General features: G+C 67.1%; 24 protein-coding genes. 17 read left to right on the top strand and 7 right to left on the bottom strand.

Annotation, left to right across the window (positions count from 1 at the left end):
- Position 1: 1 nt before the first annotated feature.
- The gene (locus BLW48_RS27915) at positions 2-757 is read right to left on the bottom strand and encodes an enoyl-CoA hydratase/isomerase family protein (RefSeq protein ID WP_093178693.1); all 756 of its coding nucleotides are present in this window, start codon (positions 755-757) and stop codon (positions 2-4) included.
- 58 nt (positions 758-815) lie between these two features.
- Between BLW48_RS27915 and BLW48_RS27910 the strand changes: the two genes are divergently transcribed.
- Positions 816-1,487 (top strand): GntR family transcriptional regulator, encoded by a 672-nt coding sequence (locus BLW48_RS27910; RefSeq protein ID WP_093058031.1) that lies wholly within the window; start codon positions 816-818, stop codon positions 1,485-1,487.
- Positions 1,488-1,535: 48 nt separating this feature from the next.
- On the opposite strand, the gene metG is transcribed toward BLW48_RS27910, so the two are convergent.
- Positions 1,536-3,626, bottom strand: a complete 2,091-nt coding sequence (metG, locus tag BLW48_RS27905; RefSeq protein WP_093178691.1) for a methionine--tRNA ligase — start codon at positions 3,624-3,626, stop codon at positions 1,536-1,538.
- A gap of 102 nt (positions 3,627-3,728) precedes the next feature.
- Between metG and BLW48_RS27900 the strand changes: the two genes are divergently transcribed.
- From BLW48_RS27900 to BLW48_RS27875, 6 genes are all read left to right on the top strand, one after another.
- Positions 3,729-4,364: an LbetaH domain-containing protein gene (locus tag BLW48_RS27900; protein WP_093178747.1), complete on the top strand. Its 636-nt coding sequence runs from the start codon at positions 3,729-3,731 to the stop codon at positions 4,362-4,364.
- A gap of 32 nt (positions 4,365-4,396) precedes the next feature.
- The gene (locus tag BLW48_RS27895) at positions 4,397-4,819 is read left to right on the top strand and encodes a hypothetical protein (RefSeq protein WP_093077415.1); all 423 of its coding nucleotides are present in this window, start codon (positions 4,397-4,399) and stop codon (positions 4,817-4,819) included.
- A 74-nt stretch (positions 4,820-4,893) separates the two neighbouring features.
- The gene (locus BLW48_RS27890; protein ID WP_093178690.1) at positions 4,894-5,928 is read left to right on the top strand and encodes an isocitrate/isopropylmalate dehydrogenase family protein; all 1,035 of its coding nucleotides are present in this window, start codon (positions 4,894-4,896) and stop codon (positions 5,926-5,928) included.
- A 25-nt stretch (positions 5,929-5,953) separates the two neighbouring features.
- The gene (locus BLW48_RS27885; protein ID WP_093178688.1) at positions 5,954-6,652 is read left to right on the top strand and encodes a phosphodiester glycosidase family protein; all 699 of its coding nucleotides are present in this window, start codon (positions 5,954-5,956) and stop codon (positions 6,650-6,652) included.
- Between the two features lie 47 nt (positions 6,653-6,699).
- Entirely contained in the window at positions 6,700-7,377 is a 678-nt protein-coding gene (locus BLW48_RS27880) for a YceH family protein (RefSeq protein ID WP_093058026.1), read from the top strand.
- 87 nt (positions 7,378-7,464) lie between these two features.
- Complete coding sequence (locus BLW48_RS27875; RefSeq protein WP_093178686.1) at positions 7,465-7,968, top strand: hypothetical protein; 504 nt, start codon at positions 7,465-7,467, stop codon at positions 7,966-7,968.
- On the opposite strand, the gene BLW48_RS27870 is transcribed toward BLW48_RS27875, so the two are convergent.
- The gene (locus BLW48_RS27870; protein WP_093077408.1) at positions 7,937-8,407 is read right to left on the bottom strand and encodes an Lrp/AsnC family transcriptional regulator; all 471 of its coding nucleotides are present in this window, start codon (positions 8,405-8,407) and stop codon (positions 7,937-7,939) included. The genes BLW48_RS27875 and BLW48_RS27870 overlap by 32 nt on opposite strands.
- A gap of 84 nt (positions 8,408-8,491) precedes the next feature.
- On the opposite strand from BLW48_RS27870, the gene BLW48_RS27865 reads away from it, so the two are divergent.
- A complete protein-coding gene (locus tag BLW48_RS27865) occupies positions 8,492-9,679 on the top strand; it encodes a M20 aminoacylase family protein (RefSeq protein ID WP_093178684.1) in 1,188 nt (395 codons plus the stop codon).
- 5 nt (positions 9,680-9,684) lie between these two features.
- The gene (locus tag BLW48_RS27860; RefSeq protein WP_093178682.1) at positions 9,685-10,929 is read left to right on the top strand and encodes a diaminopropionate ammonia-lyase; all 1,245 of its coding nucleotides are present in this window, start codon (positions 9,685-9,687) and stop codon (positions 10,927-10,929) included.
- 13 nt (positions 10,930-10,942) lie between these two features.
- Here the strand turns inward: BLW48_RS27860 and BLW48_RS27855 are convergent, their stop codons facing one another.
- Positions 10,943-12,139 (bottom strand): patatin-like phospholipase family protein, encoded by a 1,197-nt coding sequence (locus BLW48_RS27855; protein ID WP_093178681.1) that lies wholly within the window; start codon positions 12,137-12,139, stop codon positions 10,943-10,945.
- Positions 12,140-12,214: 75 nt separating this feature from the next.
- Between BLW48_RS27855 and apbC the strand changes: the two genes are divergently transcribed.
- The 3 genes from apbC (at position 12,215) to BLW48_RS27840 (ending at position 16,099) form a co-directional block, all read left to right on the top strand.
- Complete coding sequence (gene apbC / locus BLW48_RS27850) at positions 12,215-13,306, top strand: iron-sulfur cluster carrier protein ApbC (RefSeq protein WP_093077402.1); 1,092 nt, start codon at positions 12,215-12,217, stop codon at positions 13,304-13,306.
- 14 nt (positions 13,307-13,320) lie between these two features.
- Positions 13,321-14,265, top strand: a complete 945-nt coding sequence (locus tag BLW48_RS27845; RefSeq protein ID WP_093077400.1) for a LysR family transcriptional regulator — start codon at positions 13,321-13,323, stop codon at positions 14,263-14,265.
- 136 nt (positions 14,266-14,401) lie between these two features.
- Positions 14,402-16,099 (top strand): OFA family MFS transporter, encoded by a 1,698-nt coding sequence (locus BLW48_RS27840; protein WP_093178679.1) that lies wholly within the window; start codon positions 14,402-14,404, stop codon positions 16,097-16,099.
- Positions 16,100-16,111: 12 nt separating this feature from the next.
- Here the strand turns inward: BLW48_RS27840 and BLW48_RS27835 are convergent, their stop codons facing one another.
- Positions 16,112-16,702: a molybdopterin-binding protein gene (locus BLW48_RS27835; RefSeq protein WP_177142430.1), complete on the bottom strand. Its 591-nt coding sequence runs from the start codon at positions 16,700-16,702 to the stop codon at positions 16,112-16,114.
- A 113-nt stretch (positions 16,703-16,815) separates the two neighbouring features.
- On the opposite strand from BLW48_RS27835, the gene BLW48_RS27830 reads away from it, so the two are divergent.
- Positions 16,816-17,163, top strand: coding sequence for a winged helix-turn-helix domain-containing protein (locus BLW48_RS27830; RefSeq protein WP_093058016.1), 348 nt, complete (start codon positions 16,816-16,818; stop codon positions 17,161-17,163).
- Complete coding sequence (gene tsaA / locus BLW48_RS27825; protein ID WP_093178675.1) at positions 17,160-17,654, top strand: tRNA (N6-threonylcarbamoyladenosine(37)-N6)-methyltransferase TrmO; 495 nt, start codon at positions 17,160-17,162, stop codon at positions 17,652-17,654. The genes BLW48_RS27830 and tsaA overlap by 4 nt, the downstream gene beginning before the upstream one ends.
- On the opposite strand, the gene BLW48_RS27820 is transcribed toward tsaA, so the two are convergent.
- Both BLW48_RS27820 and BLW48_RS27815 read right to left on the bottom strand, forming a co-directional pair.
- Positions 17,615-18,262 (bottom strand): nitroreductase family protein, encoded by a 648-nt coding sequence (locus tag BLW48_RS27820; RefSeq protein WP_256330956.1) that lies wholly within the window; start codon positions 18,260-18,262, stop codon positions 17,615-17,617. The two genes, tsaA and BLW48_RS27820, sit on opposite strands and share 40 nt — an antisense overlap.
- 17 nt (positions 18,263-18,279) lie before the next feature.
- Positions 18,280-18,522 carry a hypothetical protein gene (locus BLW48_RS27815; RefSeq protein ID WP_093077393.1) on the bottom strand — a complete coding sequence of 81 codons (243 nt, stop codon included), beginning with the start codon at positions 18,520-18,522 and terminating at the stop codon, positions 18,280-18,282.
- 108 nt (positions 18,523-18,630) lie between these two features.
- Here BLW48_RS27815 and modB point away from each other — a divergent pair, with 108 nt between their 5' ends.
- From modB to BLW48_RS27800, 3 genes are read left to right on the top strand one after another with little or no spacing between them, the layout of a single operon-like run.
- Entirely contained in the window at positions 18,631-19,314 is a 684-nt protein-coding gene (gene modB, locus BLW48_RS27810) for a molybdate ABC transporter permease subunit (RefSeq protein ID WP_093077391.1), read from the top strand.
- Positions 19,315-19,342: 28 nt separating this feature from the next.
- Positions 19,343-20,092 (top strand): molybdate ABC transporter substrate-binding protein, encoded by a 750-nt coding sequence (gene modA / locus BLW48_RS27805; RefSeq protein ID WP_093178673.1) that lies wholly within the window; start codon positions 19,343-19,345, stop codon positions 20,090-20,092.
- The gene (locus BLW48_RS27800) at positions 20,089-20,880 is read left to right on the top strand and encodes an ABC transporter ATP-binding protein (protein ID WP_093178672.1); all 792 of its coding nucleotides are present in this window, start codon (positions 20,089-20,091) and stop codon (positions 20,878-20,880) included. Before modA ends, BLW48_RS27800 begins: the two co-directional genes overlap by 4 nt.
- Positions 20,881-20,906 lie beyond the last annotated feature (26 nt).

The following is a 20,906-nucleotide window of genomic DNA, read 5'->3' as shown; positions in this document are numbered from 1 at the left end:
GTCAGCGGCCCTTGAAGACCGGCAGGCGCTTCTCGCGCCAGGCACGGCCGCCCTCGGCCAGGTCTTCGGAAGCGACGGTGCGCTCCACTTCGCGCTGGATCGAAGCGGCGTCGGCACTGCCGCGCGCAATCTGGTTCAGGTGCTTCTTCATGCCGAGCAGCGCCAGCGGTGCCATGCCGGCGAGCGTGGTGCGCAGGCGCAGTACTTCGGCGTCGAGCGCCTGTGCGTCGTCGACCAGTTGCGTGAGAAAGCCGCAGTCGCGCATGGCGGGGCCGTCGAGCTTTTCGGCGGTCAAAAAGAGCCGCTTGGCCGTGTCCAGCCCGAGCCGCGACACATAGCGCTCCATGCCGCTCTGGTAGTAGTGCAGGCCGAGCCGGGCGGCGGGCATGAACATCTCGGCGCCGCGCACGCCCACGCGGAAGTCGCAGGCCAGCACCAGGTCGGTGGCGCCGCCGAAGACGCCGCCATGCACCGCCGCGATGGTGACGGCGCGGCAGTTTTCGAGCGCATCGACCATGTCCCCGAAGCTGCGCCCCTCGGTCTGGCTGCTGGAGGCCACCTCTGATATATCGTAGCCGCTGCAAAAGTACTTGCCCTCGGACCGGAGGACCAGCACCAGCACTTCAGGTGAGCGATTCACCGTCTCCACGAGGCGAACCAGCTCGGGCAGGTCCTCCGGAACGAGCTTGTTCGCGGCCTGCGGGCGGCGCAGCGTCAGGAAGGCGACCGGGCCTTCGATGTGGAGTGTTGGGAGCATTGATGTACCAAATGACTGAATTGATATATCTGTAAGGTTAGCTAATATCGCGATTCCCATGCAACCCGCGAAAACCCTCGACACCCCCAGCCTGCAGGACCAGATCCGTGGCCGGCTCGAAAAAGACATCCAGCAAGGCACGCTGTCGCCCGGCATGCCCATCGACGAAAAGGCGCTGGCGCTGAGCTTCAACACCTCGCGCACGCCGGTGCGCGAGGCGCTGCTGCTGCTGAGTGCGCGCGGCCTGGTCGACATCGTTCCGCGCACCGGCATCTACGTGCGCCAGCTGCGGGCGAACGAACTGGTCGCGATGATGGAAGCGCTGGGCGAGCTTGAAGGCGTGCTGGCGCGGCTGGCGGCGTTGCGCATCGGCCCGGCGTTGCGCGACGAGTTGCTGCGCGCGCTGGCCGGCACCGCCGCGCAGGCGGAGGCGAACGACGCGGAGGCCTACCAGCAGGCCAACGCCGTGCTGCACGACGTGATCTACCGTGCCAGCGGCAATCCGTTCATCGTCGAGCAGGCGCAGACGGTGCGCCTGCGCATCGCGGCTTACAGGGGGCGGATGTTCGAGAAACCCGGGCGCCTGGCCGCTTCACAGCGGGAGCACGAACGGGTGGTGGAGTGGATCCTGAAGGGCCACGCGGACAACGCCGCGGAGGCGATGCGCGACCACATCTCGGTGGGCGGCAAGGTGTTTGCCGACCTCGTGCTGAACAACAAGTTCGGCTAGCCCGGCCAGTCGCCCGGCCGGACCTGTTTTTCTTTTTCTTCTTCTCTTTCAGCGAACGCGCATGCCCGGCGTCGCGCCCGGCCACGGCTCGAGCACATGGATGCCCGGGTGGGCCTTTTCGTCGCCATGGCTCGCAGCCAGAACCATGCCTTCGCTGACGCCGAACTTCATCTTGCGCGGCGCGAGGTTGGCGACCAGCACCGTGAGCTTGCCCACGAGTTGCTCGGGCTGGTAGGCCGATGCGATGCCGCTGAACACGTTGCGGGTCTTGCCCTCGCCCGCGTCGAGCGTCAGGCGCAGCAGCTTGGTCGAGCCCTCGACCTTCTCGCAGGCCACGATCTTCGCGATGCGCAGGTCGATCTTCGCGAAGTCGTCGATGGTGATGGTGGGCGCGATGGCTTCGCCGCCCGGCAGCGCTTCTTCCGCCGCGGCTGCAACCGGTGCGGGCTCGGGTGCGTCGAACAGCTTGTCGACCAGCTTGGCGTCGGCGCGCTGCATCAGGTGCTTGTACTCACCGATGGCGTGGCCCGCGGGCAGTGACTGCGCGGCGTCCGCCCAGACCAGCGGCGAAATCTTCAGGAAGGCCTCGACGTTCACAGCCAGCGCCGGCAGCACCGGCTTCAGGTACAGCGTGAGCAGGCGGAAGGCCTCGATGCACACGGTGCACACGTCGTGCAGCCGCGCCTCGGCGCCTTCCTTCTTGGCCAGTTCCCAGGGCTTGTTCTGGTCGACGTATTCGTTCACCTTGTCGGCCAGCGCCATCACCTCGCGCAGCGCGCGGGCGTAGTCGCGGCCGTCGTACAGAGAGTGCAGCTGCGGCGCTGCATCGCGCAGCGCGAACAGCAGCGCGTCGCCGTCGGCCGACACCTCGCCCAGCTTGCCCTCGAAGCGCTTGCCGATGAAGCCAGCGGCGCGGCTCGCGATGTTGATGTACTTGCCCACGAGGTCGCTGTTGACGCGCGCGACGAAGTCCTCGGGATTGAAGTCGATGTCCTCGTTGCGGCCGTTGAGCTTGGCGGCGATGTAGTAGCGCAGCCATTCGGGATCGAGTCCGATCGACAGGTACTTGAGCGGGTCGATGCCGGTGCCGCGGCTCTTGCTCATCTTCTCGCCGCTCACCGTGAGGTGGCCGTGCACGTAGACGGCGTCGGGCGCCTTGCGGCCGCTGAAGTGCAGCATCGCGGGCCAGAACAACGTGTGGAAGGTGATGATGTCCTTGCCGATGAAGTGCACCTGCTCCAGGTCGGGGTCGGCCATGTACTCGGTGTACGAGATGCCGTCGCCGCCGAGTTCGATGCAGCGCTTGTCGAGCAGGTTCTTCAGCGAAGCCAGGTAGCCCACGGGCGCATCGAGCCACACGTAGAAGTACTTGCCCGGCGCATCGGGAATCTCGATGCCGAAGTAGGGCGCGTCGCGGCTGATGTCCCAGTCGCCGAGGCCGCCCTTGCCTTCGTCGTCCTTGTAGAGCCATTCGCGGATCTTGTTCTGCACCTCGGGCTGCACATGGCCCGCGGCGGCGGTCCATTCCTTCAGGTAGGCCTCGCAGCGTGGGTCGGAGAGCTTGAAGAAGAAGTGCTCCGAGCTGCGCAGTTCGGGCTTGGCACCGGACAGGGCCGAGTAGGGGTTGATCAGCTCGGTGGGCGCGTACACGGCGCCGCACACCTCGCAGTTGTCGCCGTACTGGTCCTTCGAATGGCAGTTGGGGCACTCGCCCTTGATGAAGCGGTCGGCCAGGAACATGCCCTTTGCGGGGTCGTAGAACTGCTCGACGCTCTTGGTAGCAATCAGGCCGTTGGCGCGCAGGTCGCGGTAGATGTCCTGCGCCAGCTGGTGGTTCTCGGGCGCATCGGTCGAGTGCCAGTTGTCGAAGGAGATGTAGTAGCCGTCGAGATACGGCTTGCGGCCCGCGGCGATCTCGGCCACGAAGGCCTGCGGCGTCACGCCGGCCTTGTCGGCCGCGATGGTGATGGCCGCGCCGTGCGCGTCGTCGGCACAGACGAAGTTGACGTCGGCGCCATTCATTCGCTGGTTCCGCACCCAGATGTCGGCCTGGATGTACTCCATCATGTGGCCGATATGGAACTTGCCGTTGGCATACGGCAGGGCGGTGGTGACGAAGAGCTTGCGCGGGGCGGACATCGGGAAGGGCGCTTTCGGGAGTGGCTGACTGGACTGACTGACGGGAACCGGGCATTTTAGGTGGCGGCGTCCCGGGAGGTGTTCGATGGCAGCATCGACCCCATGACGCACGCCATCGAACTCGCCGCCTATATCGCCGGATTCACCGGTTCGCCTATGGCGCCATGGGCTGCCTCGCTGCCCTGGGAACTGCCGCCGCGCGCCCCTGAAATCGTGCGCCGGTTGCTGGCCGGGCTGCCCGCCGGCGACTACGTCGTCGAGGGCGAAGTCGCCGTTCACCGCAGCGCCCGGGTCGAGCCGGGCGCGGTGCTCAAGGGCCCGCTGATCCTCGGGGCGGACTGCTTCGTGGCCGCCGGCGCCTACCTGCGGGGCGGCAACTGGGTCGACGCCCGCTGCACCATCGGGCCGGGCGTGGAGCTGAAATTGTCCTTCGTGTTCGAGGGCACGGCGCTCGCGCACTTCAACTTCGTCGGCGACTCGGTGATCGGCGCGGGCGTCAACATGGAAGCCGGCAGCATCATCTGCAACCACCGCAACGAGCGTGCCGACAAGCAGATCCTCGTGCGAAGCGGCGAGGGCGGCTCGCTGCAAGGCACGGGCTGCGACAAGTTCGGTGCGCTCGTCGGAGATGGGGCGCGCATCGGCGCCAATGCGGTGATCGCGCCCGGTGCCCTGCTTGTGCCGGGCCGCGTCGTGGACCGCATGACGCTGGTGGACGAGGAATTGCCCGGCCGATAAAGTCGAGGCGACAAACAGGGAGGAAGAAGACCATGTCTGACGATCGCTTTGCCCCACCGACCGCGGAAGTGCTGATGCCTGTCGTCGCGCCGCAAGTGCCAGATGCCATACGCAAGAAGATCCGTCTTGCCTGGGGCGCCGGCCTGGTTTCGGCGGCGGTGACGCTCATCTTCGTTCTGATCGCGGTTTCGGGGACGAGCCTGCTCGGCTTCGGTCTCGCGCAACTGCTGGACGTCGCGGTGATCCTGGGGCTGTCCTTCGGAATCTACAGGAAGAGTCGTGTTTGCGCGGTACTGATGCTGCTCTACTTCATTTATTCCAAGTTCCTGATGATGCGCATCGGCGGTATCAGCGGTGGCAACGTGTTCACTTCGCTGCTCTTCCTCTATTTCTACGTACAGGGCGTCATCGGCACCTTCGCGTACCACAAACACCTCAAGCAGAAGGTGCCTTGAGCGTGGGGGCGCTCGGCACTGTCTCGCGCGCGACGTATGCTCCAGCCCCCGATACAGAAAGCGAGACGCAGCCGATGACCACCCCCTCCATTCCCGCAACCCTGATCCCCGGCGACGGCATCGGCCCCGAAATCGTCGACGCCACGCTGGCCGCGCTCGATGCGCTGAAGGCACCCTTCACCTGGGACACGCAGATCGCCGGCCTGGGCGGCGTCAAGGCGTCGGGCGATCCGCTGCCGCAAGCCACGCTGGACAGCATCCGCCGCACCCGCCTGGCCCTGAAGGGCCCGCTCGAAACCCCTTCGGGCGGTGGGTATCGCTCATCGAACGTGCGGCTGCGCGAGGAATTCCAGCTGTACGCCAACCTGCGCCCCGCGCGCACCATCATTCCCGGCGGCCGCTTCGACAAGATCGACCTGGTCGTCGTGCGCGAGAACCTCGAAGGCCTCTACATCGGCCACGAGCACTACGTGCCCATCGACGGCGACCCGCACGCCGTGGCCATGGCCACTGGCATCAACACCCGCCAGGGCAGCCGCCGCCTGCTCGAATACGCCTTCGAGACGGCGGTGGCCACGGGCCGCAAGAAGGTCACGATCGTGCACAAGGCCAACATCATGAAGGCGCTCACGGGCATCTTCCTGGAGACCGGCCTGGACCTCTACGAGAAGAAGTACAAGGGCAAGTTCGAGCTCGACACGGTCATCATCGACGCCTGCGCGATGAAGCTGGTGCTCAACCCCTGGCAGTTCGACATGCTGGTCACCACCAACCTGTTCGGCGACATCCTGTCCGACCTCGTGGCGGGCCTGGTCGGTGGCCTTGGCATGGCGCCCGGCGCCAACATCGGCGCCGACGCCGCGATCTTCGAGGCGGTGCACGGCTCCGCGCCCGACATCGCCGGCAAGGGCATTGCCAACCCCACCGCACTGCTGCTGGCGGCCGCGCTGATGCTCGACCACGTGAAGCTGCCCGAACTGGCCACGCGCCTGCGCACGGCCATTGACGAGACGCTGAACATCGACAAGGTGCGCACGGGCGACCTCGGTGGCACGGCGGGCACGGCGGCGTTCACGAAGGCGCTGGTCGGCCGCATCAACGGCGGTTGACCGGAGCGGGGCTCGCGGGCGCTGCATGAGAAGGCTTCTGCTGCTCCTGGGGGCTCTGTTGTTCGCAGGCTTCGCTGCGGCCGACCCGCGCTTCACCGTGGTGAAGGTCGACCTGCGTACCGAGCGGCTCGAACTGTTCCTGCGCGACGACGCGGGCGTGCCGTTCAAGCGCTTCGACCGGCTCGATGCCTGGCTGAAGGAGCGTCACCGCCAACTGGGCTTCGCGGTGAACGCCGGCATGTATCACGAGGACTTTTCCCCGGTCGGCTTGCTGGTGCGCAATGGCCGCGAAGAGGCACCGCTCAACCTGGCCGACGGTGCCGGCAATTTCTTCCTCAAGCCCAACGGTGTGTTCCTCGTGTCGGACATGGGGCCGCGCGTGGTCGAGTCGTCGGAATACCTGGCGCTGGCGCAGGGCGTACGCCTCGCCACGCAGTCGGGCCCGCTGCTGCTGCGCCGCGGCGTCGTGCACCCCGCTTTCATTCCCCATTCCGATTCGCGCAAGATCCGCAACGGCGTCGGTGTGATCGGTCACACGGCGATCTTCGTCATCAGCGAGACGCCGGTGAATTTCTACGAGTTCGCGCTCTACTTCCGCGATGTGCTCCACTGCCGGGACGCGCTGTATCTCGACGGCACGGTTTCGGCACTGCATTCGACGGCGCTGCACAGAAGCGATTTCGTGCGGGAGCTGGGGCCTATCCTTGGCGTCGCGTCGCCCTGAGTGCGGCGCCTGCCTGCCTTCTGCGTTTCATCATCGATCCCCGAGCCATGTCCACCACACCGCTGCCCGTTCTGTCCCTTCTCGAAACCCGTGTCCTCGGCGTGCTGGCCGAAAAGCAGCGCACCGTGCCCGACAGCTACCCGCTCACGCTCAATTCCCTGCTGTCGGGCTGCAACCAGAAGACCAGCCGAAACCCCGTGCTCGAACTCGCCGAGTCGCAGGTGCAGGCCGCCATCGACAGCCTGAAGGGCTACAGCCTCGTCGCGGAAACCAGCGGCGGGCGCGCCTTCCGCTACGAGCACAACATCGACCGCGTGCTGCGCATCCCGTCGCAGTCGGTCATCCTGCTCACCGTGCTGATGCTGCGCGGGCCGCAGACGGCGGGCGAATTGCGCATCGCCTGCGACCGCATGCACAACTTCGCCGACATCTCGTCGGTCGAAGGCTTTTTGAATGAGCTCGCGGAACGACCGGCCGGTGCGCTGGTGGTGAAGCTGGCGCGCTTGCCCGGTGCGCGCGAGAGCCGCTGGGCGCATCTGCTGAGCGGTGCGCCGGCGGAAGAGGTGGCTGGGCCCTCCGATGTGCCTTATGCCGCGCACGACGTGTCGCTGGGCGAGGTCGCGGCGCTGAAAGCCAATGTGGCGCGGCTCGAAGCCGAGGTGGCGTCGCTGAAGGCGCTGCTCGGGCGTGTGTGTTCCGAGCTGGGGATTTCCGAAGAGGGTTGATCGCACCACTTCACGCGGGCTTCACGCGGCCCGCACATTCGGTGTCTAACTTCGGCCCCCATTGCACACATCAATGGAGCACCAGCCATGGACAACGGACCCATCGGACACACCGCAGCGTGGCGCGACCACATGCCCTTCGACGACATCACCCGGCGCGCGCTTGCGTGTCTTGCCCTCGTGGCGGGCGTCGCGAGCCTCTACGCGTTTTTCTGGTGGGCCGCGTCAGCCACCGGCTTCTTCTTTTTCGAGGGCCATCGCCATACCTGGGAGGGCCTGGGCACGGCACTCGCGTTCCGGGACATGGACACGGCGTATTACCTGCTCAGCTGGGTCTTCTCTGTGTTCGGCGGGCTGTTGGGCTGGGCCGCGCTGATCGGGTTTGCCGTGACGCACCGGCGTGGTTGGGATGCGGTCTCGCGCTGGATCAAGATCGGCTGCGCGGTCGGCGCGGCGGCTGGGCTGGCGTTCGAGCCCGGCCGGCTGCTGGCGCTGGGGCCCATCGTCTGCGTGATGGCGCTGCTGTTGCGGTCGATGCTGATGCCGGGAAGGATTGCGATCAGCCCGAGGCAACAGGTACATCAAGGCTGAGCTTCACCGCATCCATCGTGACCAGCGTGCGAAAGCGCTTCACGTTGTTGCTCTGGAAGAAAAGCTGCCGGGTCAGCGCCGTGTATTGCGCCATGTCGCGCACCACGAAGACGAGGATGAAGTCCCACTCGCCCGTCACGTAGTAGCACTGCTGCACCTGCGGGCAGTCTCTGAAGCTCTGCTTCATTGCGTCGAGCAGTTCGATCTGCTCGCTCTCCGTTTCCACTTCCGCCACGATGGTCAGCGGGTGGCCCAGCGCGGCGGGCGACAGCACCGCACCGTAGCGCTGGATCACGCCCTCGTCGCGCATGCGTTTGAGCCGCCGGTTGACGGCTGCGGTCGACAGGTGCACGCGCTCGCCCAGTTCGCTCTGCGGCATGCGGCTGTCCGCCTGGATCAGCTCCAGCAGGCGAAGGTCGAGGGTGTCGAGCGGCGTCATGAAGTGGGAAGTGACGCAAAAACGTTGCGTCGAAGGCGATGATTTTGCGCGCCCATACCGCCGCATTGTCAATAGCATCTCGTCATGAACCTCACCGATGCACCCCTGCGCGAAACGCTCACCGGCTGGCGGCGGCAACTGCACGCCATTCCCGAAACCGGCTTCGAGGAAGCGAAAACCTCGGCCTTCGTCACCCGGGTGCTGAGGGCGCTGGGCCTCGACGTGCACACCGGCATCGGCGGCACCGGCCTCGTGGCCAACCTGAAGGTGGGCAGCGGCAAGGGCGTGATCGGCCTGCGCGCCGAGATGGACGCGCTCAACATCACCGAGCTGCCCACCGACCGCGCCTACGCTTCTGGCACGCCCGGCAAGATGCACGCCTGCGGCCACGACGGCCACATGTCGATCATCCTCGGCGCGGCGCAGCTGCTGCGCGAGCGGCAGGACTTCGACGGCACCGTGCGCTTCATCTTCCAGCCGGCAGAGGAGCACGGCCGCGGCGCGAAGGCGATGATGGACGACGGCCTGTTCGATCGCTTTCCGGTCGACGAGATCTACGGCCTGCACAACATGCCCGGCATGCGCGCCGGCACCATCGCCACGCGCACGGGCGGCCTCATGGCGAGCGAAGACAACTTCGTGATCCATGTGAAGGGCCGCGGCACGCATGCCGCGCGGCCGCACATGGGCATTGACCCGATCGTCATCGGTGCGCAGATCGTGCTGGCGCTGCAGAGCATCGTTTCGCGCACGCTCGACCCGGGCGCGCAGGCGGTGGTTTCGTGCACCGAGTTCATCACCGACGGCATCCGCAATGCAATTCCGTCGAACGTCGTTATCAAGGGCGACACGCGCAGCTACGACCCGGCGGTGCAGCAGATGCTGGCCAAGCGCATGCGCGAGATCAGCGAAGGCATCTGCCGCATGCATGGTGCCGAATGCGAATTCAGCTACACGCACGAGTTCGCGCCCACCGTGAACTGGGCCGAATGCGTGCCAACGGCGGTTGCCGCCGCCACGGCTATCGTGGGTGCCGAGAACGTCGATGCCAACGTGGCGCCGATGATGATTTCGGAAGACTTCGGCGCGTTCCTGAAAGTCGTGCCCGGCGCCTTCGTGTTCCTGGGCAACGGCGCCGAAGGCGAGCCGGGCGGCACGCCGCTGCACAACGGAAGCTACGACTTCAACGACGAGGTGCTCGCAACGGGCGCCCGCTATTTCGCGGAGATCGTCCGCCTGCGCCTTCCCCGGCACAACGAAACAAGAGACTGACCGGCATGCTGTTCACCAACCCCCAGGCGCGGCGTAGCGCTTATGACGAATCGTTGAGCGAGGTGATGAACATCGCGCGCGGCCAGGAGAGCCGGCAGTGGCTGTCGCACTGGAACCGGCTCGCGCCGCACCCCACGCCGGCATGGCCGCTGCCCCGGCTGGCGGCGCAGCTGGGCATCGGCCAGGTGGTCGTCAAGGACGAATCCAAGCGCTCGGCGCTCGGCAGCTTCAAGGTGCTGGGCGCGCCCATTGCGCTGCTGCGGCTCGTGCTGCGCCGATGGCCCGACCGCGGATGGACGCCCGCGGAGCTTCTGGCGGGCAGGCATGCAGCGGCGCTGCGCGACTTCGTGGTCGTCAGCGCCACCGACGGCAACCACGGCCGCGCGCTCGCTGCGGCTGCGCAGAGCATTGGCTGCCGCTGCGTCATCGTGCTGCATGCCCAGGTCAGCGAGGAGCGCGAAACGCCGATTGCCGCGCTCGGCGCGGAGATCGTGTGCATCGCCGGCAACTACGACGAGTCGGTCGAGGAGGCCGCGCGCCTTGCCCGCGTCAATGGCTGGGAGGTGGTTTCGGACACCTCCTACGACGGCTACGAAGAGGTGCCGCGCGATGTGATGCAGGGCTACGGCATCCTGGCCGACGAGCTGCTCGAAGACGTTGCAGCCGGTGCGCCATGCCCGTTCACCCACGTCATCGTGCAGGGCGGCGTGGGTGGGCTGGCCGCGGGCGTCGTCAGCCATTTCTGGGAGCGCTACGGTGCGGCGCGGCCGACCTTCATCGTGGTGGAGCCCGAGCAGGCCGACTGCCTGCTGCAAAGCGCGCGCAGCGGCCGGCCCGATCGCGCAACGGGCTCGGTCGATTCGGTGATGGCGGGGCTGGCCTGCGGCGAAACCTCGCCGCTCGCATGGCGCTTTCTTCAACCGGCCGTCGACCTGTTCATGACCGTGACCGACGCGCAGGCCGAGCAGGCGATGCGCACGCTCGCGAGCGGCGAGGCGGGCGACGTACCCGTGCTGAGCGGTGAATCCGGCGCGGCCGGCCTGGCGGCGTTGCAGGTGCTGGCAGCCGGCCCCGCGGCCCGAGATACCTCGGGATTGGGCCCCGATGCACGCGTGCTGCTGATCAGCACCGAAGGCGCGACCGCGCCCGGTGTGTATCGCGCATTGACGGGGCGATCAGGCGAGGAGGTCGTCGCGGCGCAGCGGCAGTGGTTGGCGCGCGAGGGCATGGTCGAGCAGGCCGCCACCTGAGCGGCCAGACCCCTCAGGCCACGTTCCAGCCGAAAAAGCGCAGCACCTCGTCGCGCTGCTTCATCGCATCGGCGCGCCCCAGCGCCATCAGCTCGCGCGTGTAGCCCGACTCGAACAGCAGGTAGCTCGCGAGCGCGCCGCCCTTCACATCGGCCGCCACCTTCGAGCCGCCCAGCAGATGCCGCACCGCGCCGGGCAGGGCCTCGACGTGGCGCGCCGCGATCACGTCGAGGCGCTCCGACGGCGAGATCACCAGCAGGTCGAGCGGGCGCAGCGCGCTCGCCGCGCGCGCCTCTTCGGGAATCAGCCCCAGCGTGTGGTTGATGCGGCGCAGCCGCTCGATGTCCACCGCCAGCGCATCGAGAAAAATGCTCGACAGCGCATGGCCCGCAATCTGCGCCATCGTCGGATAGCCGCTGTGGGTGTTGGGCGCATCGGCGTCGCGCGGCTCGTGCATGCGGCCCGCGCCGATCACCACGATGCGCTGCGCGCCCAGGTGAATGGCTGCCGCGATGGGCGCCGACTGGCGCATCGAGCCGTCGCCGAAGTACTCGGTGTGCCCCTGCATCGGCAAGGCCGTGGCCGGGAACACGAAGGGAATGGCCGACGACGCCAGCAGGTGGGTGTGCGTGATGCGGTCGCGCACCGACAGGCGCTGCGAGCGCACCCATGGCTCCATCGGCACGGCCGCCTCGAAGAAAGTGACGTGCTCGCCCGAGCTGTAGCTCGAAGCCGTCACGGCCAGCGCCTGCAGGTGGCCTTCCTTCATGAGCTGCGGCAGCCGCTCGAGCGGCACCATGCGTTGCAGCAGCTCGGCCAGCGGCGTGTTGTCGAGCAGCGACTTCGGCTTGATGCGCATCCAGTTGGCCGCGAAGCGCCCGAGCCCGAGCAGCATGCGCCAGCGCGCGCCGCTGCCAATCACCGAAAGCGAATCGGCGCGGTACACCTGTTCGGCGCGGAACTGGCCCCAGACCTCGGCGATGTGTGCCACCACGTGGTCGAAGTTGTCGCAGCCGCAGGCCAGCACGGCTGCGTTGATGGCGCCGGCCGAGGTGCCGGTGATGACCTGGAAGGGGTTGCCCGTGCCGGCGGCAGGGCCGACAGAGCGCCGGATCTCGGCAATGGCCTCCAGCACGCCCACCTGGTAGGCAGCCCGGGCGCCGCCCCCGGTGAGCAGGAGGCCGGTGGCGACGGGGCTTGTCTCTGGCATTTTTGGTTATTGGGAGGCTGTTCGATGCTGGCTCGGAGAGCGCACTAGACTACCCGCCATTCAGGAGTTAGATCAATGGCACTCACCCCAGATGGGCTCATGGACGCGCTCAAGGCCGTCGCGGACCCTAACACCGGCAAGCAATTCGTGGCGACCCGGTCGCTCAAGAACCTCCAGGTCTCGGAGGGCGACGTCTCGTTCGACCTCGAACTCGGCTACCCGGCGAAGAGCCAGCACGCGGCCATCCGCAAGGCGCTGGTGGCTGCCGCCAAGGCGGTGCCGGGCGTGGAGAACGTGTCGGTCAACATCGTCACCAAGGTCATCAGCCATGCGGTGCAGCGCGGCGTGCAGCTGATGCCCAACGTCAAGAACATCATCGCGGTGGCCTCGGGCAAGGGCGGCGTGGGCAAGAGCACCACGGCGGCCAACCTGGCGCTGGCGCTGGCGTCCGAGGGCGCCACGGTCGGCCTGCTCGACGCCGACATCTACGGCCCGAGCCAGCCCATGATGATGGGCATCGAAGGCCGCCCCGACAGCGCCGACGGCAAGACCATGGAGCCCATGGAGCGCCACGGCGTGCAGGTGATGTCCATCGGCTTCCTGGTCGACCAGGACCAGGCCATGATCTGGCGCGGCCCCATGGCCACGCAGGCGCTGGAGCAGCTGCTGCGCCAGACCAACTGGAAAGACCTCGACTACCTCATCGTCGACATGCCCCCGGGCACCGGCGACATCCAGCTCACGCTGAGCCAGCGCGTGCCGATGACGGGCGCGGTGATCGTCACCACGCCGCAGGACATCGCGCTGCTCGACGCCAAGAAGGGCATCAAGATGTTCGAGAAGGTCGGCGTGCCGATCCTGGGCATCGTCGAGAACATGGCGGTGCACATCTGCTCGAACTGCGGCCATGCCGAACACATCTTCGGCGCGGACGGCGGCAAGAAGATGGCGGCTGAATATCAGATGGAATACCTCGGCGCGCTGCCGCTGGACATCAAGATCCGTCTACAGGCCGACAGTGGGGCGCCTACTGTGGTGTCTGATCCTGAAGGGGACGTGGCAGGCATCTACAAGGCGGTTGCACGTCGAGTGGCCGTCGGCATTGCGGAGAAGGCCAAGGACTTTTCGGCGAAGTTTCCGACGATCTCGATCAGCAAGAACACCTGAGGAACGGCGTCTCGATGAACCTGCTCGCCTCGATGCGCTATCTGGTAGCGCTGAACGAGCACAAGCACTTCGGCCGCGCGGCGCAGGCCTGCCACATCACGCAGCCTGCGCTGTCGAATGCACTGCGTGCGCTGGAGACCGAGTTCGGCGTCGTCATCGTCAAGCGCGCCCGCGTGTATGTCGGCCTCACGCACGAGGGCGAGCGCGTGCTCGCCACGGCGCAACGCATGCTGCGCGACAACGAAGTGCTGCTGCAGGAACTGCGCAGCGACGTGGACAACCCGCACGGCCGCCTGCGCATGGCCGCAGTGCCCACGGCGATACCGATGCTCTCGCGCTTTGCGGCCATGCTGCAGCAGCGGCACCCGGGCATCGTGCCGGCCGTGCTGTCGATGAGTTCGCAAGACCTGGAGACGGGGCTCGAAAGCCTGTCGATCGACCTCGCGCTGGGCTACACCGAGCGCATGCACCTGCCCGGCATCAAGCTCACGGCCTGGCCGCAGAGCATCGAGCACTACTTCCTGCTGCGCCGCGCTAAAAAGGCCTCGACCGATGAACTGCGCATCGGCGAGCCCATCTCGTGGGCCGAGGCGGGCAAGCTGCCGCTGTGCCTGCTCACGTCCGACATGCACAACCGCGCCATCGTCGACCAGGCGCTGCGCGAAGCCGGCGTGCCTGTGATGCCCGCCATCGAGACCAATTCGGTGCTCGCGCTGGCGCTGGCGGTGAGCGCGGGCACGGTCAACAGCGTGCTGCCCGGCGGCATGGTCGCGGCCGTGCGAAGCCATCGTGAGCTGGAAGCGCTGCCGCTGATGGCGCCGGACGTGCGTACGCCCATCGGCTTCATGACGCAGGACGGCGTGCGCGCCTCGCGCGCGCTCGAAGCGGCGCTGGCTTTCCTGCAGACGCCTGAGTGGCAGGAGCAGTTGCAGCAGCACAGCGGTGCGCTCGGCAAATGACAGGAACCAAAGGCCTAATCATTTAGTTATTGAATCAGGCCATGCCCTGATCGAATTTGACGGAGATTTAACCGTTAGCTCACACTCCGCGACCCGGATTAGCAATAACTTACACATCCGGCGAACAAGGAGAAATATGGCAGGTTCATCTGCAGGCGTTCTCGATGGAGAACGCGTCGTTGGGGGAGGGGCGCAGACGCAACCCGGCTTCCTGGAAAAAGAACGCATCATCGCGGGCCCCGGCTTCAATCGCTGGCTGGTTCCGCCGGCTGCATTGGCCATTCATCTGTGCATTGGCATGGCGTACGGCTTCTCGGTGTTCTGGCTGCCGCTGTCGAAGGCGCTCGGCACTGCCGGCACCGGCGCACAAGCTTGCGCCAAGGACATGAGCTTCTTCGCCGAGCTCTTCGCCACCAATTGCGACTGGCGCGTGGCCACGCTCGGCTGGATGTACACCCTGTTCTTCGTCTTCCTCGGCTGCTCGGCGGCCCTGTGGGGCGGCTGGCTCGAACGCGCGGGCCCGCGCAAGGCCGGTGTGGTGTCGGCGATTTGCTGGTGCGGCGGCATGCTGCTGTCGGCGGTGGGCATCCACCTGCACCAGTTCTGGCTGATGATCCTCGGCTCGGGCGTGATCGGCGGCATCGGCCTGGGGCTGGGCTACATCTCGCCGGTGAGCACGCTGATCAAGTGGTTCCCCGATCGCCGCGGCATGGCGACCGGCATGGCCATCATGGGCTTCGGCGGCGGCGCGATGATCGGTTCGCCGCTGGCGGTCGACCTGATGAAGCGCTTCAGCACCGCCACCGACGTGGGCGTGATGCAGACCTTCGTGGTCATGGCGCTCGGCTACTTCGTGTTCATGATGGCCGGCGCGCTGGGTTACCGCGTGCCGCCCTCGGGCTGGAAGCCTGAAGGCTGGACCCCGCCCCCGGCGCAGACCACCAACACCATGATCACGCAGCGCCACGTGCACGTGAAAAAGGTCTGGGGCATTCCGCAGTTCTGGCTCGTGTGGCTGGTGCTGTGCATGAACGTGAGCGCCGGCATCGGCGTGATCGGCATGGCTTCGCCCATGCTGCAGGAAGTGTTCGGCGGCGCGCTGATCGACCTGCCGGCCAAGTACGGCCAGCTCGACAAGACCCAGCTCGCGGCCATCGCAGTGGTGGCGGGCGGCTTCACGGCGCTGCTGTCACTGTTCAACATCGGCGGGCGCTTCGTGTGGGCCAGCCTGTCGGACAAGCTGGGCCGCAAGCTCACCTACACGGTGTTCTTCGTGCTCGGCGGCATCCTGTACGCGAGCATTCCCTCGTCGGCCGGCGCGGGCAGCAAGCTGCTGTTCGTGGGCGCCTGCTGCGTGATCGTGTCGATGTACGGCGGCGGCTTCGCCACGGTGCCGGCCTACCTGGCCGACCTGTTCGGCACGCAGTTCGTGGGCGCCATCCACGGCCGCCTGCTCACGGCGTGGGCCACGGCCGGCATCCTCGGCCCGGTGGTCGTGAACTACATGCGCGAATACCAGCTGGGCCTGGGCCTGCCGCGCGAGCAGGTCTACAACCAGACCATGTACATCCTGGTGGGCATGCTGGTGATCGGCTTCATCGCCAACCTGCTGGTGCGTCCGGTGGCCGACAAGCACTTCATGACCGACGACGAACTGGCCATCGAGAAGAAGCTGGCGCACGAGAAGGCCTCGGCGGCCGAAGTGGGCAGCGGCTCGGGCCGTGCCGATACGGTGAGCCCGGCGGTGGTGGCGCTGGCCTGGGTGGCGGTGGGTATTCCGCTGGCCTGGGGTGTCTACAAGACCCTGATCAGCGCGGCCAAGTTCTTCGGCTGATCCTCCGAGCGATCAGCGGCCCGAGGGCTGTGCGGCGAACACTTCGATCGCCGCCAGCCGGGCCACCGAACGGCCCGGCTTCACATCGCCGGCCACCACCAGCCGCGCCATGCCGTTGCGACCCAGCGGCGTGCCGTTCAGGCTGTAGGCAACCAGCGCCATGCGGTTGCCGGATTCGGGTGCGATCTCCGCGAGCGAGACCACCGCACGGTAGCCGTCGCTGCCGACCACCACCGCATACATCGAGAGCACCGGGTTGCGCACCGCGGTGTCCGGCTTGAGGCCGACCGACGCATCGTTCAGCAGGGTCCACAGGCTCACGCCGGTGTAGGTGTTGCTGCCGACAGTCAGCGTGACGGCGGGCTGAGCCTGCAGGGCTGCGAGGTCGAAGGTGGCGCGCTTGCCGACGGCACCTGAGACAGTGAAGGAGGGCGAGATGCCTTCGTTGGTGGCGGCCGTAGCGTGCGCGGCATGCGGCGCCATGGCGGCTGCCTGTGGCGGGCTGCCGGCGCAACCTGCGAGAGCTGTCAATGCCGTGATGGCTGCCATGGCGGCAGCGCGGCGCAGCCGGGGCGTGGACAGGAATAGCGCGCGATCTTTCACAGGAACTCCTCGTTTTCCCAGGGCGGGTAGCGTCGTATTCATTCTTGCATAGCGACGGCCGCCCACCGCGGGCGGACAATGGCGGCCCGCATTGGTTTACGCTTGGCGCCAACATGAAATCCAAAGTCCAGTTCCGTCTGCGCGTCTACCGGGACGACACCATCGCCATCGGCCCCGGCAAGATCGCCGTGCTCGAAGCCGTGGCCGAGACCGGCTCGATCTCGGCGGCCGCCCGACTGCTGGGCATGTCGTATCGCCGGGCCTGGATGCTGATCGACGAGATGAACCAGTCGCTGGCCTCGCCGGCCGTGAACACCGCCGCCGGCGGCTCGCGCGGCGGCGGCACGGCGCTGACGCCGGTGGGCGAGGAGATCGTCAAGCACTACCGGGCCATCGAGAACGCGGCGCGCCTTGCCACGGCGGCCGACATTCGTGCGCTGACGCGCCTGCTGGCGCCATGAGCTCCGAGGCCGCCGATGTCGTCTGCCGCCCGGTCGGCCTGGTGCGCAGCCGCTTCACAGAGGCCACCGGCATGCCGATCCAGACGGCCGGCGCACCCGAAGAAACGGGGCGCGTCGAAGTGTTCGCCGAGTTCGCGCCGGGCCTGCGCGACATCGAAGGCTTCGACTACCTGATCCTCGTCACCCACCTGCACCAGTGCGCGCACGAGCGGCTGGAGGTGGTGCCCTTTCTGGACGACGCATCGCACGGCGTCTTCGCCACGCGCGCGCCCGCAAGGCCGAACCGGCTGGGCCTGTCGATCGTGCGGCTCACCTCGGTGGAGGGCACGACGCTGCACTTCAGCGGCAACGACATGATGGACGGCACGCCCGTGCTCGACATCAAGCCCTATGTGCCGAAGTTCGACGTGCGCGAGACCGATCGCATCGGCTGGTTCGGCGCCAGGCTCGATCAACTGCCGCGCACCCGCTCCGACGGCAGGATGGGCTGATCGGGCGGAGCGTTTTCCGGCGGGTCCTGCCAGCCTTGCCAGCACGACCACACGCTCTGCGACAGCACCTCGCGCACCTGCGGCGGCGCCTCGCCGATGCTGCCCACGCTGATGAAGCCCGCGAGGTATTCGCCCGGCAGCACGCCCACCTGTCGTGCCAGCGTCTCGTCGAAGCAGCGTTCGCCGCTCAGCACGATGGCGCCATAGCCCAGCTGGTGCGCGGCGCTCAGCAGATTGCCGAGCGCCGCGCCCGCGCTCAGCCACTGTTCGCGCGCCGGGATCTTGCTGCGTTCGCGCGGCGACACCACGAAGCCCAGCAGCAGCGGCGGCCGAGTGGCATGTTCGCGTGCGCGCTTCAGGTCGGCGGGGCTGGCCAGCGGATCGCGCCGCAGTTTTTCCTGCTCGAAGCACCAGGCCAGCGCTTCGCGGTTCTGCGGGCGGAACTCGATCACGCGCCACGGATGCAGGCCGCCATGGTCGGGCGCGCGCAGGCCGGCCTGGAGGATCGCGTCGAGTTCATCGGGGTTGGGGCCGGGCGGCTGCAGGCGACGCGGCGACACCGAGCGCCGCGTCAGCAAAACTTCGAGGATGCGCTCCGCACCCGTCATGTGCCTCCACATGCGCGTCACTGCTCCCGGTGGTCGACCCACACCGCCTGGCGGCGCAGCACCTCGCCGATGTCGCCGGCGTCGGCCGTTGCCACGAAGAAGGACTGGCTCGCGCCGTCGGGGCCGGTGATGGACAGCACGAAGCCCTCTGCATCCATGGCGCGCTCGATGCGCCATTCCTGCACCTGCGTCACATGGTGGCGAAGCTCCGGCCGGCCGGAGATCGAGCGAACAACGGTGTCGTGGATGGAAGGGCGCATGGGTGGGATGTCTCCTACGCTGTATTCCTCAGTATATGAAGACTCATGGCTTTGCGCACCCCCGTGAGAACCTTAGGGCTCATCGTGTAACAATCTCGCCGTATTTTCATGAACACGACGAACTCGCTCATCGCTTCGACCGACTGGTTTCCGCTGGTGCTGTCGCTCAAGGTCGCCGCCGTGGCGACCCTGCTGGCACTGATCGTCGGCGTGGCGCTGGGCTGGGTGTTCGCACGCAAGAAGTTCTTCGGCGCCACCGTGATCGAGGCTGTGTTCATGTTGCCGCTGGTGCTGCCGCCCACGGTGATCGGCTACGCGATTCTTGTGGCGGCCGGGCGCCGCAGCCCGCTGGGCGCGTGGCTGCGCGAGCACCTCGACTACACCATCATCTTCAGTTGGCACGGCGCCGTGGTGGCCTCGGCCGTGGTTGCGCTGCCGCTGGTGCTCAAGTCGGCCAGCGCGGCGTTCTCGGGCGTCGACCGTTCGCTCGAAGCGGCGGCCAGCACGCTGCGGCAGTCGCCGTTTTCGGTTTTCCTGCGCGTCACGCTGCCGCTTGCCTGGCCCGGCATCCTGGCCGGCACGCTGCTCGCGTTTGCGCGCGCCATGGGCGAATTCGGCGCGTCGCTGATGGTGGCCGGCTCCATCCCCAAGCAGACGCAGACGCTTTCGATGGCCATCTATGACGCGGTGCAGGCAGGGCACGACGACCTTGCGCTGCTGCTGGTCATCGTGACTTCGCTGCTGTCGATCACCGTGCTGGTGCTGTCGAACCGTTTCTTCTCTCTTCGCTGATTTCATTTTCAATAATCTGGAGTTGCCCATGCGTCCGTTGCGCCTTCTGTCGTTGGTTCTTGCACTCGCCCTGCCGCTGGCCGCTAGCGCCCAGCAGATCACCGTGTCCGCCGCTGCCAGCCTGACCGACGCATTCAAGGAAATCGGCCCCAAGTTCGAGGCGGCCAAGGCGGGTGCCACGGTGCGTTTTAATTTCGCGGCCTCGGGCGTACTGCTGCAGCAGATCGGCCAGGGCGCACCGGTGGACGTGTTCGCCAGCGCCGACCAGGAAACGATGAACCGCGGCGTCGAGCAGAAGGCGATCGACGCCGCCACGCGCAAGGACTTCGTCACCAACAGCCTGGTGCTGATCGAGCCCGCCAAGGAAGGCGTGGGCCTCAAGACGCTGCAGGACCTGGGCGGCGCCAACGTGAAGAAGATCGCCGTCGGCAAGGTCGCCACCGTGCCGGTCGGCCGCTACACCAAGCAGGTGCTGGACAACGCCAACCTCTGGACCACGCTCGAACCCAAGTTCGTGCAGGCCGACAGCGTGCGCCAGGTGCTCGACTACGTGAGCCGTGGCGAAGTCGAGGCCGGTTTCGTCTACCGCACCGACGCAGCCGTGGCCGGCGACAAGGTGAAGATCGCCTTCACGCCCACCGGCCACACACCCGTGACCTACCCCATCGCCGTGGTCGCCGAGAGCAAGCAGAAAGCGCTGGCCGGCGACTTCATCGCCTTCCTCTCGACGCCTGCCGCGCAGGAAGTGCTCACGCGCTACGGATTCGGCAAGCCATGATCGATGTCGATCTGAAGCTCACGGTGGCCGACGGCCGTCGGCGCTTCGATCTGGCGGTGCGTTTCGCGACGGACGTGCCCTTTGCCGCGCTCTACGGCCCGTCGGGCGCGGGCAAGTCGCTGACCTTGCAGGCCATTGCCGGCCTGCTGCATCCTTCGGCGGGCCACGTGCGGCTCGACGGCCGCACGCTGTACGACTCGGCCCAGGGCATCGACGTGCCCGCGCCGGCGCGGCGCATCGGCTACCTGTTCCAGGACTACGCGCTGTTCCCGCATCTGAGCGTGCGCGAGAACGTGGCCTTCGGGCTGACCGCATGGCACCGCCGCAAGCCGGCCGCGAAAGACGCCGAACGCGTGCACGCCCTGCTCGAAAGCTTCGGCCTCGCGGCATTGGCCGACAGCCGGCCGCAGAACCTGTCAGGCGGCCAGCAGCAGCGCGTGGCGCTCGCGCGCGCGTTGGCCTGCGAGCCGCAGGTGCTGCTGCTCGACGAGCCCTTTGCCGCGCTCAACCCCATGCTGCGCGCGGAATTGCGCAACGAGCTCGCGCAGGTGCGCAGGCAGTGGGGCATTCCGGTGCTGATGATCACGCACGACATCGAGGACGTGCTCGCGCTGGCCGACGTGGCCTTCGTCTACAAGGATGGGCAGGTGGTGCGCGAGATCGACCTGCACAACGCAGAAAGCCGTGACTTTGCGCTGCGCGATATCGCTGGCGTGCAGGCTGTTGAAGAGACGCCGCTGCGCAGCAAGCTGCGCGGGCTGCTGATGCAGGACACGCGAGGCGCCTGAGATCTCGCTTCATTTCCTTTTTGAAT

This window comes from Variovorax sp. YR266, from assembly GCF_900107295.1.
GTDB lineage: Bacteria > Pseudomonadota > Gammaproteobacteria > Burkholderiales > Burkholderiaceae_C > Variovorax.
This window is presented reverse-complemented; position numbering and strand designations above follow the sequence as displayed.

Bases quoted from the DNA above. Each gene is read 5' to 3' on its own strand.
- BLW48_RS27915 (WP_093178693.1), bottom strand. From the start codon at position 757: ATGCTCCCAACACTCCACATCGAAGGCCCGGTCGCCTTCCTGACGCTG.
- BLW48_RS27910 (WP_093058031.1), top strand. From the start codon at position 816: ATGCAACCCGCGAAAACCCTCGACACCCCCAGCCTGCAGGACCAGATC.
- metG (WP_093178691.1), bottom strand. From the start codon at position 3,626: ATGTCCGCCCCGCGCAAGCTCTTCGTCACCACCGCCCTGCCGTATGCC.
- BLW48_RS27900 (WP_093178747.1), top strand. From the start codon at position 3,729: ATGACGCACGCCATCGAACTCGCCGCCTATATCGCCGGATTCACCGGT.
- BLW48_RS27895 (WP_093077415.1), top strand. From the start codon at position 4,397: ATGTCTGACGATCGCTTTGCCCCACCGACCGCGGAAGTGCTGATGCCT.
- BLW48_RS27890 (WP_093178690.1), top strand. From the start codon at position 4,894: ATGACCACCCCCTCCATTCCCGCAACCCTGATCCCCGGCGACGGCATC.
- BLW48_RS27885 (WP_093178688.1), top strand. From the start codon at position 5,954: ATGAGAAGGCTTCTGCTGCTCCTGGGGGCTCTGTTGTTCGCAGGCTTC.
- BLW48_RS27880 (WP_093058026.1), top strand. From the start codon at position 6,700: ATGTCCACCACACCGCTGCCCGTTCTGTCCCTTCTCGAAACCCGTGTC.
- BLW48_RS27875 (WP_093178686.1), top strand. From the start codon at position 7,465: ATGGACAACGGACCCATCGGACACACCGCAGCGTGGCGCGACCACATG.
- BLW48_RS27870 (WP_093077408.1), bottom strand. From the start codon at position 8,407: ATGACGCCGCTCGACACCCTCGACCTTCGCCTGCTGGAGCTGATCCAG.
- BLW48_RS27865 (WP_093178684.1), top strand. From the start codon at position 8,492: ATGAACCTCACCGATGCACCCCTGCGCGAAACGCTCACCGGCTGGCGG.
- BLW48_RS27860 (WP_093178682.1), top strand. From the start codon at position 9,685: ATGCTGTTCACCAACCCCCAGGCGCGGCGTAGCGCTTATGACGAATCG.
- BLW48_RS27855 (WP_093178681.1), bottom strand. From the start codon at position 12,139: ATGCCAGAGACAAGCCCCGTCGCCACCGGCCTCCTGCTCACCGGGGGC.
- apbC (WP_093077402.1), top strand. From the start codon at position 12,215: ATGGCACTCACCCCAGATGGGCTCATGGACGCGCTCAAGGCCGTCGCG.
- BLW48_RS27845 (WP_093077400.1), top strand. From the start codon at position 13,321: ATGAACCTGCTCGCCTCGATGCGCTATCTGGTAGCGCTGAACGAGCAC.
- BLW48_RS27840 (WP_093178679.1), top strand. From the start codon at position 14,402: ATGGCAGGTTCATCTGCAGGCGTTCTCGATGGAGAACGCGTCGTTGGG.
- BLW48_RS27830 (WP_093058016.1), top strand. From the start codon at position 16,816: ATGAAATCCAAAGTCCAGTTCCGTCTGCGCGTCTACCGGGACGACACC.
- tsaA (WP_093178675.1), top strand. From the start codon at position 17,160: ATGAGCTCCGAGGCCGCCGATGTCGTCTGCCGCCCGGTCGGCCTGGTG.
- BLW48_RS27820 (WP_256330956.1), bottom strand. From the start codon at position 18,262: ATGACGGGTGCGGAGCGCATCCTCGAAGTTTTGCTGACGCGGCGCTCG.
- BLW48_RS27815 (WP_093077393.1), bottom strand. From the start codon at position 18,522: ATGCGCCCTTCCATCCACGACACCGTTGTTCGCTCGATCTCCGGCCGG.
- modB (WP_093077391.1), top strand. From the start codon at position 18,631: ATGAACACGACGAACTCGCTCATCGCTTCGACCGACTGGTTTCCGCTG.
- modA (WP_093178673.1), top strand. From the start codon at position 19,343: ATGCGTCCGTTGCGCCTTCTGTCGTTGGTTCTTGCACTCGCCCTGCCG.
- BLW48_RS27800 (WP_093178672.1), top strand. From the start codon at position 20,089: ATGATCGATGTCGATCTGAAGCTCACGGTGGCCGACGGCCGTCGGCGC.